Origin of the sequence: Micromonospora sp. KC213 (assembly GCF_004348325.1) — a bacterium.
Lineage (GTDB): Bacteria > Actinomycetota > Actinomycetes > Mycobacteriales > Micromonosporaceae > Micromonospora.
Map to the genome: position 1 here is coordinate 1 of NZ_SMKF01000178.1, position 11,936 is coordinate 11,936.

Consider the following 11,936-nt stretch of genomic DNA (forward strand, 5'->3'; position numbering starts at 1 on the left):
GCCCGCAGAGTGCCGCCGGCCACGCGCACCACCAGCCCGGAACGGACACACCGCCCAGGCTGAACCGTTCGGTGGAACAGGATGGAGATATCCGGACGCCGAAGACAGCCATGACGTTCCACCGAAAACGCCGGAGGGCCAAGAACCCGGCATTCGCCCCAGACGCGCCGCAACGGTGTCGGGCCGAAGCCATCGGGCGCGGCGCCAGGCGGCCGGGCGTCAGGCGGCGGGCCAGTCCTGGGAGGAAGCCAGACGCGGCGAGGCCGCCCCGGGCGGGGCGGCCTCGAGCCAGGAGAGGAATCCGGTGACCGTGGAACGTGCCATGGCGATCTCGACCGGCGCGTGGTGACTGGTACAGCGCAGGATGATCCAGTCAGCGGGCATGGAGAGCTGCTCCTGTCCCTCGGGCAGCCGCCGCCGTTCCACGACGAGCTCCTTGCGGGAGAGCACCCGCTTGGGTCGGAGCGCGAAGCTGAACATCCGATACCACCGGAGCTCGTCGCCGATGAAGCGGCCGAAGCCGGGAGACCAGCCGCGACCGTCCAGGACCGTGGTGACCCGGACGCTGAGCCGGATGATGCCTCCAGTCCGGGTGAACACGGCCCGCCGGATGAAAAGGATCACGAGCGCGGCGAGCAGCGCCGCGATGCCGATTCCGATCCCTTCCACGATCTCCATCGGCGGGCCGGCTCTCAGCGGGCCGGGGTGGCGCTCTCGGCCAGGACGGTGACGCCCTCGCCGGTCACCGACAGGAAACCGCCGGCGATGTCGTAGGCGATCTGCTCACCACCGGCCCGCTTGATGCGAACCTGGCTGGGCTCCGCGAGTTGGCCGAGCAGGGGCGCGTGTCCCGCAAGCACACCCAGCTCACCCTCGGTCGTCCGCGCGACGACCATCTCGGCCTCGCCGGACCAGACCTTCTCCTCGACGGCTACGAGCTCGACGTGAAGCTGCTGTGCCACGCTGTCTCCTTGCTGCGGCGGCGGATTGTCGAAAGTCTAGTCCCGGGCCCGGGGCCTCCCCAACGCGGGTGGCGAGACCCGCGCCACTGCGGGCGCGACACGCCGTGGCCAGGCCACCGCCTCCGGTTCCCGCGCACCCGGCGCGGCGGATCACTTGTTCCGGTTGCGGAACTCCGGGTGCTCGAGCAGGAAGGCGTCGAGCTGCTCGTTCTTCAAGGCCGTGAAGAAGTCGTCCGCAGCGGGCAGGAAGCGCTCCCCCCGGTATGCCGCGCCCGTGCCGATCCCCTCACCGGGCAACTTGATCAGCTCGACGTTCTCCGGCCGGACGTCCTTGAGCGCCAGGGCGAAGTCGACGACGCTGTTGCCGCGGCCGTTGAAGGTCAACGACTGGCCGGCCGCGCGGACCACCCGGTCCAGCTTGATCGGGTTGGTCACCACGTCGGCGCTGACCGCCTGCTTGGCCATCGCCTTGATGAACTGCTGCTGGTGACGCTGGCGACCGTAGTCGCCGTCCGGGACACCGTTCTTCGGGTACCGCTGCCGGACGTAGTCCAGCGCCTGCCAGCCGCTGAGGTGTTGGGTGCCCTTCTTGTACTCCGCCTGCGGGCCGATGTAGCCCTCGCCGTACGGGTTGCCCTTGCGGTGCGTGCCGTCCGGCTCCCGGTGCTCGGACTTCACGTCTCGCTCGATGTACATCGTGACGCCACCCATGGCGTCGACGATCTTCTGGAACCCGGTGAAGTTGATGATCGCGCCAGCGTCGAACCGCTCGATCCCGATCACCTGCTGCACCGTCTTGGCGAGCAACTCGAACCCCTGCACGGCGCTCGGGTTCTGCCCCTGCACGGCGCTGCCGTGCGACATGGCGCCGTTGAGCTTGCCGCGGCCACCGGGGTAGTTGGCCTTGTCGAATTTCGGGATGTCGACGACGAGGTCGCGCGGCATCGAGAACAGGTAGGCCCGGTCCAGCGTCGAGGGCACGTGCAGCACCATGATCGAATCGGCCAGCGGCGGCTGCTTCGGGTTGCGTGGGTCGATACCGACCAGCAGGATGTTGAGCGGGCCCTTGATGTCGCTCTTGCGTTCCTGTGCCCCGGCAGCCTGGTCGCCGAAGAGGTCAGCCTTGCCGACCGCGCCCTCGTAGCGGGCGAGCAGCGCCTCGTAGCCGACCAGCACGGCGCCGCTGAGCAGCATCAGCACGGCACCGAAGACCGTGCAGACCCGCGCCCACCGCGGCACGCCCGCCCAGCGGGACGGCCTGCGCCGCCCCTTCTTGCCGGCCTTACCCACGGGGATCTCCATTCGTCGTCACGCCCATGACTGTGAAGACGGGCGGACGCGGCCGAGAAGTTGCTGCGAATCGACGCCCATTCGCGAGCGTCGCGCTGAAAACGGTACCGCGCTGCGGCGGGAATCGCTCGCCCCTGGGACGGGCACCGGCGCGAGAGCGGGGAACAGCCGCGAAGGCCACCCCGGCTCTCGCCGAGGTGGCCTTCGCGGATCCGGTGGAGGTATCAGCCCTCCGCCATCAGCTCCTTGGCCTTCTTCTCCAGGTCGTCCAGCCCACCGCACATGAAGAACGCCTGCTCGGGGAAGTGGTCGTACTCGCCCTCGCTGATCTTCTTGAACGCCTCGATGGTCTCGGCGATCGGCACCGTCGAGCCCGGCACGCCGGTGAACTGCTCGGCGGCGTAGGTGTTCTGCGACAGGAAGCGCTCGATCCGCCGGGCCCGGGCCACGGTGATCTTGTCTTCCTCGGAGAGCTCCTCGATGCCGAGGATGGCGATGATGTCCTGCAGGTCCTTGTACTTCTGCAGGATCCGCTTCACCTCGGTGGCCACCGCGAAGTGCTCCGGGCCGACGAACTCCGGGGCGAGGATCCGGGACGAGGACGCCAGCGGGTCCACCGCCGGGTAGATGCCCTTGTCGGAGATCGACCGCTCCAGGTTCGTGGTCGCGTCCAGGTGGGCGAACGTGGTGGCCGGCGCCGGGTCGGTGTAGTCGTCGGCGGGCACGTAGATCGCCTGCATCGAGGTGATGGCCTGGCCCCGGACGGAGGTGATCCGCTCCTGGAGCTCGCCCATCTCGTCGGCCAGGGTCGGCTGGTAGCCCACGGCGCTCGGCATCCGGCCGAGCAGCGTGGAGACCTCGGAACCGGCCTGCGTAAAGCGGAAGATGTTGTCGATGAAGAGCAGCACCTCCTGCTTCTTCACGTCACGGAAGTACTCCGCCATGGTCAGCGCGGACAGCGCGACCCGCAGCCGGGTACCCGGCGGCTCGTCCATCTGGCCGTAGACCAGCGCGGTCTTGTCGATGACGCCGGACTCGGTCATCTCGGCGATGAGGTCGTTGCCCTCACGGGTGCGCTCCCCCACCCCGGCGAAGACCGAGGTGCCACCGAAGTTTCGGGCCACCCGGGTGATCATCTCCTGGATGAGCACCGTCTTGCCCACGCCGGCACCGCCGAACAGGCCGATCTTGCCGCCCTTGACGTACGGGGCGAGCAGGTCGATGACCTTGATGCCGGTCTCCAGCATCTCGGTCTTCGGCTCCAGGTCCGCGAAGGCCGGGGCCTTGCGGTGGATACCCCAGTGGTCGTCGGGCTGGAGCGTCTCGCCCTCGGTGAGGTTGAGGCACTCGCCGATCGCGTTGAAGACGTGGCCCTTCACCGCGTCGCCCACCGGCACGGTGATCGGCGAGCCGGTGTCGCGGACCTCGGCGCCACGGACCAGGCCGTCGGTCGGCTGCATCGAAATGGCGCGGATCATGTTGTCGCCCAGGTGCTGGGCGACCTCCAGGGTCAGCGTCTTCTCTCCGCCGGAGAGCGTCACATCGACGTGCAGGGCGTTGAACAGGGCCGGCATGGCGTCGCGCGGGAACTCGGCGTCGACGACCGGGCCGATGACCCGGACCACGCGACCCGCGGCCGTCTTGGTCTCAGCTGGTCCACCAGCAACTGCGGATACAGTCATCACACTTCACTTCCCGACGCGGCCAGCGCGTTCGCGCCGCCGACGATCTCGCTGATCTCCTGGGTGATCCCGGCCTGCCGGGCCGAGTTCATCTCACGCGTGTACTTCTCGATCATCTCTTCGGCGTTGTCGGTGGCGCTCTTCATCGCCCGCCGCCGGGCCGCCGACTCGCTCGCCGCCGACTCCAACAACGCCGCGTAGATCCGCGTGTTGATGTACTTCGGCAGCAGCGCGTCGAGCAGCGCCTCCGCCTCCGGCTCGAACTCGTACGCCGGGAGCGCGCCCTCGGACCGGGGCCGGTCCTCGACCTGCATCGGGCCGATGACCTTCGCCACCGGGATCTGCGTCATCAGGGACTTGAACTCGGTGTAGACGATGTGCAGCTCGTCGATACCGCGCGTCCCGTCCGGCCCGGGGTCGCCGTCGACGTCGTCCGCCCCGGCGGAGAACGCCGTGATCAGCGTCTCCCCGACGGTACGGGCGTCGGCGAACGTCGGCTGCTCCGAGAAGCCCGTCCAGTTCGCCTCGATCGGCCGGTCCCGGAACCGGAAGAAGCTCACGCCCTTGCGGCCGATGACGTAGAGCACGGGCTCCTTGCCGTCGGCGCGCAGCCGGGCGATCAGCGACTCCGCGGTCTTGATGGCGTTCGAGCTGTAACCGCCGGCCAGACCACGGTCGGCGGTTACCAGCAGGACACCGGCCCGGCGTACCCGCTCACGCGGGGTCAGCAGCGGGTGGTCGATCCGCGCGTTGGAGGCCAGCGCCGTGAGCACGCCGGTGATGGCCTGGGCGTACGGCAGGGACGCCTCCACCCGGGCCTGGGCCTTGGCGATCCGGCTCGTCGCCACGAGCTCCATCGCCTTGGTGATCTTCTTCATCCCCTTCGCCGAGCGAATGCGTTGACGAAGAACGCGTACCTGGGCCGCCATCGGTCAGCCCTACTGCTTCTCGGCGGTGTCGGTGTAACGGGTCACCGTCTCGCGGTTCTCCGCACCCTCCAGCGGCTTGGCCGGGGCCTCGTTGATCCGCCGCTCGTCCTCCTTGCCGAGGAAGACCTGCTTGAACTCGGTGATCGCCGAGTTCAACGAGCCGATGATCTCGTCGTTCCACTGGTTGTCGGCGATGCCGGCCAGGACACCCTCGTGCTTGTGCCGCAGGTACTGCAGGAACTCCGACTCGAAGCGGCGGATCTCGCCCACCGGGATGTCGTCGAGCTTGCCCTCGGTGCCGGCCCAGACGGAGACGACCTGCTCCTGCACCGGGTACGGCGAGTAGTTCGGCTGCTTGAGCAGCTCGACCAGGCGGGCACCGCGCTCCAGCTGGGCCCGGGAGGCCCGGTCCAGGTCGGAGGCGAAGGCGGCGAACGCCTCCAGCTCGCGGTACTGGGCCAGGTTGAGCCGCAGCGAACCGGCGACCTTCTTCATCGGCTTCACCTGCGCGGCGCCACCGACGCGGGAGACCGAGGTGCCGACGTTGATGGCCGGCCGGACGCCCTGGTTGAACAGGTCGGTCTCCAGGAAGATCTGGCCGTCGGTGATGGAGATGACGTTGGTCGGGATGAAGGCCGAGATGTCGTTGGCCTTCGTCTCGATGATCGGCAGTCCGGTCATCGAGCCGCCACCCATCGCGTCGGAGAGCTTGGCGCAGCGCTCCAGCAGCCGGGAATGCAGGTAGAAGACGTCACCCGGGTACGCCTCGCGGCCCGGCGGGCGGCGCAGCAGCAGCGACACGGCCCGGTACGCCTCGGCCTGCTTGCTCAGGTCGTCGAAGACGATCAGGACGTGCTTGCCGCCGTACATCCAGTGCTGGCCGATGGACGAGCCGGTGTACGGGGCGAGGTACTTGAAGCCGGCCGGGTCCGAGGCCGGGGAGGCGACGATGGTGGTGTACTCCATCGCGCCCGCCTCCTCCAGGACGCCCTTGATCGAGGCGATCGTGGAGGCCTTCTGGCCGATGGCGACGTAGATGCAGCGGACCTGCTTCTTCGGGTCGCCGGAGCGCCAGTTGTCCCGCTGGTTGAGGATGGTGTCCAGAGCGACCGTGGTCTTGCCGGTCTTCCGGTCACCGATGATCAGCTGACGCTGGCCCCGGCCGATCGGGGTCATCGCGTCGATGGCCTTGATACCGGTCTGCAGCGGCTCGTCGACCGACTGCCGGGCCATCACGTTCGGAGCCTGGAGCTCCAGCTCGCGGAAGCCCTCGTTGGCGATGTCACCGAGCCCGTCGATCGGCTGGGCGAGCGCGTTGACCACGCGGCCGAGGAAGGCGTCGCCGACCGGCACGGAGAGCACCCGGCCGGTGCGCTTGACGCGCTGCCCCTCCTCCAGCTTCGCGGAGTCACCGAGAACGACGACACCGATCTCCCGGACGTCGAGGTTCAGGGCGACACCCAGGGTGCCGTCCTCGAACTCCAGGAGCTCGTTGGTCATGGTCGAGGGCAGGCCCTCGACGTGGGCGATTCCGTCACCGGTGTCGGCGACGGTGCCGACCTCCTCGCGGGAGACGTCGGCCGTGTAGGAGGAGACGTAGCGCTCCAGGGCGCCGCGGATCTCCTCCGTCGAGATGGTCAGCTCGGCCATCCTCTGCTTCCTTAAGTATCAGGGGCCCGGGATACCTAGTACCGACCGGTCCGAATGGCGTCGATCAAAGGGCTGCGAGGACGCTGGTCAGCGCTTCGCGAGCGCGTTGCGGGTCTCGTTGAGGCGGCGCAGGACGGTGCCGTCGTACAGGTCGGAGCCGACCCGCACGCTCACTCCACCGAGCACCTCCGGGTCCACCGTCTGCTTGACGGAGACCTCCCGACCGTACATTGCGGAGAGGCGGGCACCCAGGCGTCGCTCCTCCTCGTCGGTCAGCGGAGCGGCCACGGTCACGTACGCGACCTGCCGGTCCCGCCGCTCGGCGGCCATCTCGACCAGTCGGGTGAGCGACCCCGTGAAGGAGCGTCCCCCGAATCCGGCGAGCGCCACCCCGACGAGGTAACCCGTTACCGGCCGGGCCTTACCGGCGAGCAACTGGTCGACCAGGCCGGCCCGCCGCGCGACCGGGGCGGCCGGATCGGACAGTGCGTTGGACAACTCCGGGGAGCCGGCGACGACCTGCCCGAAGCGGAACAGCTCGTCCTCGACCTCGCCCAGCTCGCCGGCCTTGTCGCTGCCGGCGAGCAACGCCTCCACGCCGAGCCGCTCGACGCCGTCGAGCAACTCCGACGGCGCCGACCACCGGCCGGTGACCAGCGCGACGAGCAGGTCGAGCGCGTCGGTACCGATCCGGCCGCGCAGCATGTCGCCGAGCAGGCCGGACCGGTCGGTACCCGAACGGGCCGGGTCGGAGAGCGCCCGGCGCAGCCGCGGCTCGCGCCGCAGCAGAGCGGCGACGGAGAGAAGGTCGTCGGCGGTGGCGGCCACCGCCGACGGCTCCGCGCCGCGGACGTACGCGTCGAGGCGCTCGGCCGCGACCTTGTACGACTCCCGGCTGGCGGCCTGCATCAGCGGGCCCCCGCGCTCTCGAGGCCGCTGAGGAACCGGTCCACGGTGCCCTTGCGACGAGCCTCGTCGGCGAGCGACTCACCGACGATCTTGCTGGCCAGGTCCACCGCGAGCGTGCCGACCTCGGTACGCAGCTCGCGCACGATGGTGGCCCGCTCGGCGGCGAGCTGCTCCTTGCCGGCCGCGATGATCCGGTCGGACTCCTCCCGCGCCTTGGCGAGGATGTCCTGGCGGATGCCCTCGGCGTCGGAGCGGGCGTCGTCGCGGATCTTCGCGGCCTCGGTACGGACCTCGGCGAGCTGCGCACGGTACTGCTCGAGCAGCTGGTTCGCCTCGGCCTGGGCCGCCTCGGCGCGCTTGAGGCCGCCCTCGATCGCGTCGACCCGCGCCTGGTACATCGCCTCCATGCGCGGCATGACGAACTTCAGCAGAACGATGACGAGCAGGATGAAGGAGATGGACCCGATGACCATCTCCTGCCAGATCGGCAGGATCGGGTTGTGGCCTTCGGCGGCGAGATACATGTCGGACCTCCGGGTCGGGAGAGCTCGCGTCAGTTGACGGCGAAGGCGAGCACCAGGCCGAAGAGGGCGAGCGCCTCGACCAGGGCGAAGCCCAGCACCAGCCAGGTGCGGTTGTAACCGGCGGACTCGGGCTGGCGGGCGCTCGACTGGATGTAGGCCGCGAAGACCAGGGCGACGCCGATACCGGGGCCGATGGCGGCGAGGCCGTAGCCGATGGTGTTGACGTTACCGTTGATGGCGGCGAGAACGTCCATTGCGGGTATTCCTCCTAGTTCACACGTGAGGTCTCACGTGTACGCGGTTCGGTACCAGAAGCTTGGTCGGGCCGGGTGACCCGCCGAGCCCGATCAGTGGTCGTCGGCCAGCGAGGTGCCGATGTAGTTGGCGCTCAACGTGACGAAGACGTACGCCTGCAGCACCGCGACCAGCGCCTCGAAGAAGGTCATCACGATCGCCATCGCGAAGGAGAAGACCGAGGTCGCCTGGACGAAGATGCTGTCCGAGGAGAGCATCACGAAGCCGCCGATGGTGAAGACCAGCAGGAGCAGGTGCCCGGCGAACAGGTTGGCGAAGAGCCGCAGCGCCAGGGTGACCGGCCGGACGACGAAGTTCTGCAGGAACTCGATCGGAATCAGCAGGAAGTGCATCGGCCACGGCACACCGGGCAGGATCAGGCTCTTCTTGAGGTAGCCGCCGAGGCCGTGCTTGCGGACGCCGATGTAGTTGTACATCGCGTAGGAGATGGCCGCGAGCACGATCGGGAACGCGATGTGCGAGTTCGGGGAGATCTGCAGGCCGGGCACGATGGCGAAGAGGTTGGTCAGCAGGATGAAGCTGAACAGCACGGTGAAGTAGGGCGCGAAGCGGATGCCCGCGTTGCCCATCTGCTCCCGGGCGATGTTGTCCCGCACCAGGCCGTAGACCGACTCGGCGGCCCACTGGGCCTTGCCCGGCACCAGCTTGGGGTTCCGGTAGGCCAGCATGAAGAAGATGATCAGCAGCGCGACCGCGAGCCAGACCATGATGCCGAACTTGGTGACCCAGGGGCCGGCCACATGGGGCGGGTAGAAATCAGCGACCCTGGGGGGCCAGGGGAGCCCCTGGGCGACGACCAGCTGTCCGCTCACCGTGTCATCCTCCGCACTCGACAGACCCGCGCGTGCTGGCACTCAAGCACTGAGCCTCTTCATGATCAGGTAGATCGCTCCGGCTGCGCCGAGCATCATGCCGATGGCGACCCCGATGCCGGTTCGCAGATCGAAGAACCGCTCCGCCAACCACCCGAGGAAACCCCACGCCACGATGCCGGCGAGCAGGTAGCCCAGGACGGCACCGGCCACTCCCTCCGACGAGGGCTCGTCGGGTTTGCGGGTGTGGGGGTCATCGGCCATGACGTGGCGAACAATATCAGCAGGGGCGCGTGGGAGTGTGCGGCACCCCCCACACTGCGGACAGCGTGCGGGCCGTGCGGCATCGGAGCAATCGACGCTCAGGTTACTCCCCACCGGCCACCCACAACAGCCCGACGTACCGGCGGAAACGCTCAGCCGTCAGACCGACCGTGGGTCGGCAGTGGCGACCGCAAAGCCCAGGTCAGATGGGCCCCGGTCCAGACCACCACCGCCGCGATCACGGCCACCCCCAGATCCGGCAGGCCGGCCCAGCCGGTCGCCGCGACGGCGGACAGCACCACCCCGAGGAACACGATCTTGGTGGCGTAGGTGACCAGCCCGACGGACATGATTAACCGAGGATTCACCGCGTCGGCCCAGGCCACCGAAAGCCCGGAGATCAGGTAGCTCACCACGACCAGCCCGATCCCGGCGGCCACGCCGGCCGCGCCGGTGGGCCCGCGCAGCACCGCCGCCGCCGGCACCGCGACCACGGCCAGCACCGCGCACGCCGCCAGCGGCAGCCGCAGGTACGGCAACCGGGCCCGGATCGCCCCCGGCTCCCCCGCCCGTGGCGCGCTCATCGGGCGTACGCCGGGAAGGCGGCCACCAGCTCGGCGACCTCGCCGGCGACCCCGGCGAGCCGGTCGGCGCCCCCGGGTTTCGCCGGGTCGGTGCGTACCGCACGGGCGATCAGCGCGGCGACCTGCCGCATCTGCCCCTCCCGCATGCCCTGGGTGGTGACGCTCGGGGTGCCCACCCGGATCCCGGAGGCGACCGCCGGCGGCTGCGGGTCGTACGGGATGGCGTTCTTGTTCAGGGTGATGCCCACGGCGTCGCAGCGGGCCTCGGCGTCGGCGCCGCTGACCCCGGCCTCGCGCAGGTCGACCAGGGCCAGGTGGGTGTCGGTGCCGCCGGAGACCGGCCGCATCCCCTCGGCGGCGAGACCGGCCGCGAGCGCCCGGGCGTTGGCGACCACCTGCGCCGCGTACGCCCGGTACTCGGGCTGCCCGGCCTCGCGCAACGCGACCGCCTTGGCCGCGACGGCGTGCATCAGCGGGCCGCCCTGGGTGAACAGGAAGACCGCCTTGTCGATCCGCGCGGCCAGCGACTCGCGGCACAGGATCATCCCGCCGCGGGGCCCGCGCAGCACCTTGTGGGTGGTGAGGCAGACGACGTCGGCATAGGGCACCGGGGACGGGATCACCCCGCCGGCCACCAGGCCGGCGAAGTGCGCGGCGTCCACCATCAGGTACGCCCCGACCTCGTCGGCGACCGCCCGGAACCGGGCGAAGTCGATCAGGCGCGGGTACGCGGTCGCGCCACAAATGATCATTTTCGGGCGGTGGGCCAACGCGAGGTCCCGCACCTCGTCGTAGTCGATCAGCTCGGTGTCCCGCCGGACGGTGTACCCGACGGTGTGGAACCACTTCCCGGAGAAGTTCACCCGGCTGCCGTGGGTGAGGTGCCCGCCGTGCGGCAGCTCCATGGCCAGCACGGTGTCCCCGGGCTGGACCAGGGCGGCGTACGCGGCCAGGTTGGCGTTGGCCCCCGAGTGCGGCTGGAGGTTGGCGTGCTCGGCGCCGAACAGCTCCTTCGCCCGGGCGATGCCGATCTCCTCGGCCCGGTCCACCTCGGCGCAGCCGCCGTAGTAACGCCGGCCCGGATAACCCTCGGCGTACTTGTTGGTCAGCGTCGAACCGAGCGCCGCGAGCACCGCCGGGGAGGTGAGGTTCTCGCTGGCGATCAGTTGCAGGCCGCTGCGCAGCCGGTCCAGCTCCCCGAGCACCACCCCGGCGATCTCCGGGTCGACGGCGCTGAGCTGCTCGAAGTCCGGCCCCCAGAAGCTGTCTCTCGCGTTGTCCACAACGAGGCAGTCTACGGAGCCGCACACCGGGAGCCGTGCGATGCCTCGTCACCGGTGGGCTGGGCTGCTGCGGGCCGAGCTGCGACGGTCGGGTCGGGCCTGGCTGGAGATGCCGGCTCTGCCCGTGGCAGAAGCTCTTGGTGTGATCGGGCCACGCTGATTGGGTTGGCCGATGCAGCGCATGGAGATCCTGGTCCTCGGCGGCACGGCCTGGCTGGGGCGTGAGGTGTCCCGGCAGGCCCTCGATCGCGGCCATCGCGTGACGTGCCTGGCTCGTGGCGACAGTGGGCCCGTGGCGGAAGGCGCGCGGCTGGTGGCCGCGGACCGGCGCGACGTGGCCGCGTACGCGTCCCTGTCCGGAGGGGAGTGGGACGCGGTACTCGAGGTGTCCTGGCAACCCGGCTTCGTACGCGAGGCGGTTGCCGCCCTGGGCGCGCGGGCACGGCACTGGATCTACGTCTCCTCGGTCAGCGCGTACGCCTCCCACGACACGCCCGGCGCGGACGAGTCCGCCGCCCTGCTGCCCGCCACCGACCAGGACGAGGTCGACCGGGACCGGTACGGCGAGGCCAAGTCCGCCTGCGAGACGATCACCCGGACGGCCCTGGCCGACCGTCTCCTCATCGCACGCGCCGGACTCATCGGCGGGCCCGGCGACCACAGCGGCCGCTCCGGCTACTGGGTCGCCCGCGCCGCCCGCGCCCCCCGGGCCCCGCTGCTCGTCCCCGACAC

The 11,936-nt window shown here is 69.9% G+C and carries 14 protein-coding genes; 1 reads left to right on the forward strand and 13 read right to left on the reverse strand.

The genetic code is table 11. The features are described from left to right. Positions 1–219: 219 nt before the first annotated feature. The 13 genes from E1166_RS25555 to glyA form a co-directional block, all read right to left on the reverse strand. Complete coding sequence (locus E1166_RS25555) at positions 220–678, reverse strand: DUF2550 domain-containing protein (RefSeq protein WP_132342485.1); 459 nt, start codon at positions 676–678, stop codon at positions 220–222. Positions 679–692: 14 nt separating this feature from the next. Then, positions 693–962, reverse strand: coding sequence for a F0F1 ATP synthase subunit epsilon (locus E1166_RS25560; protein WP_132269295.1), 270 nt, complete (start codon positions 960–962; stop codon positions 693–695). 150 nt (positions 963–1,112) lie between these two features. Next, the gene (locus E1166_RS25565) at positions 1,113–2,258 is read right to left on the reverse strand and encodes an LCP family protein (RefSeq protein WP_132269321.1); all 1,146 of its coding nucleotides are present in this window, start codon (positions 2,256–2,258) and stop codon (positions 1,113–1,115) included. Between the two features lie 218 nt (positions 2,259–2,476). Further along, complete coding sequence (gene atpD, locus E1166_RS25570) at positions 2,477–3,934, reverse strand: F0F1 ATP synthase subunit beta (protein ID WP_132342486.1); 1,458 nt, start codon at positions 3,932–3,934, stop codon at positions 2,477–2,479. Beyond that, complete coding sequence (locus tag E1166_RS25575; RefSeq protein ID WP_132342487.1) at positions 3,934–4,863, reverse strand: F0F1 ATP synthase subunit gamma; 930 nt, start codon at positions 4,861–4,863, stop codon at positions 3,934–3,936. The genes atpD and E1166_RS25575 overlap by 1 nt, the downstream gene beginning before the upstream one ends. 9 nt (positions 4,864–4,872) lie before the next feature. Beyond that, positions 4,873–6,513: a F0F1 ATP synthase subunit alpha gene (gene atpA, locus E1166_RS25580; protein ID WP_132342488.1), complete on the reverse strand. Its 1,641-nt coding sequence runs from the start codon at positions 6,511–6,513 to the stop codon at positions 4,873–4,875. Positions 6,514–6,600: 87 nt separating this feature from the next. After that, positions 6,601–7,422: a F0F1 ATP synthase subunit delta gene (locus E1166_RS25585; RefSeq protein ID WP_132342489.1), complete on the reverse strand. Its 822-nt coding sequence runs from the start codon at positions 7,420–7,422 to the stop codon at positions 6,601–6,603. Further along, positions 7,422–7,946: a F0F1 ATP synthase subunit B gene (locus E1166_RS25590; RefSeq protein ID WP_132269307.1), complete on the reverse strand. Its 525-nt coding sequence runs from the start codon at positions 7,944–7,946 to the stop codon at positions 7,422–7,424. Before E1166_RS25590 ends, E1166_RS25585 begins: the two co-directional genes overlap by 1 nt. A gap of 29 nt (positions 7,947–7,975) precedes the next feature. After that, positions 7,976–8,200 carry an ATP synthase F0 subunit C gene (atpE, locus tag E1166_RS25595; RefSeq protein ID WP_132269310.1) on the reverse strand — a complete coding sequence of 75 codons (225 nt, stop codon included), beginning with the start codon at positions 8,198–8,200 and terminating at the stop codon, positions 7,976–7,978. Positions 8,201–8,293: 93 nt separating this feature from the next. Beyond that, positions 8,294–9,115 carry a F0F1 ATP synthase subunit A gene (atpB, locus tag E1166_RS25600; protein WP_132342490.1) on the reverse strand — a complete coding sequence of 274 codons (822 nt, stop codon included), beginning with the start codon at positions 9,113–9,115 and terminating at the stop codon, positions 8,294–8,296. Then, positions 9,116–9,337, reverse strand: coding sequence for a hypothetical protein (locus tag E1166_RS25605; protein ID WP_132269315.1), 222 nt, complete (start codon positions 9,335–9,337; stop codon positions 9,116–9,118). It abuts the gene before it with no gap. Between the two features lie 152 nt (positions 9,338–9,489). Beyond that, positions 9,490–9,921: a hypothetical protein gene (locus E1166_RS25610; protein ID WP_132269317.1), complete on the reverse strand. Its 432-nt coding sequence runs from the start codon at positions 9,919–9,921 to the stop codon at positions 9,490–9,492. Then, entirely contained in the window at positions 9,918–11,204 is a 1,287-nt protein-coding gene (gene glyA / locus E1166_RS25615; RefSeq protein WP_207914515.1) for a serine hydroxymethyltransferase, read from the reverse strand. The genes E1166_RS25610 and glyA overlap by 4 nt, the downstream gene beginning before the upstream one ends. Before the next feature lie 172 nt (positions 11,205–11,376). Here glyA and E1166_RS25620 point away from each other — a divergent pair. After that, positions 11,377–11,936: NAD-dependent epimerase/dehydratase family protein (locus E1166_RS25620; RefSeq protein WP_347813040.1), on the forward strand; the 560-nt coding region annotated here is incomplete at its 3' end.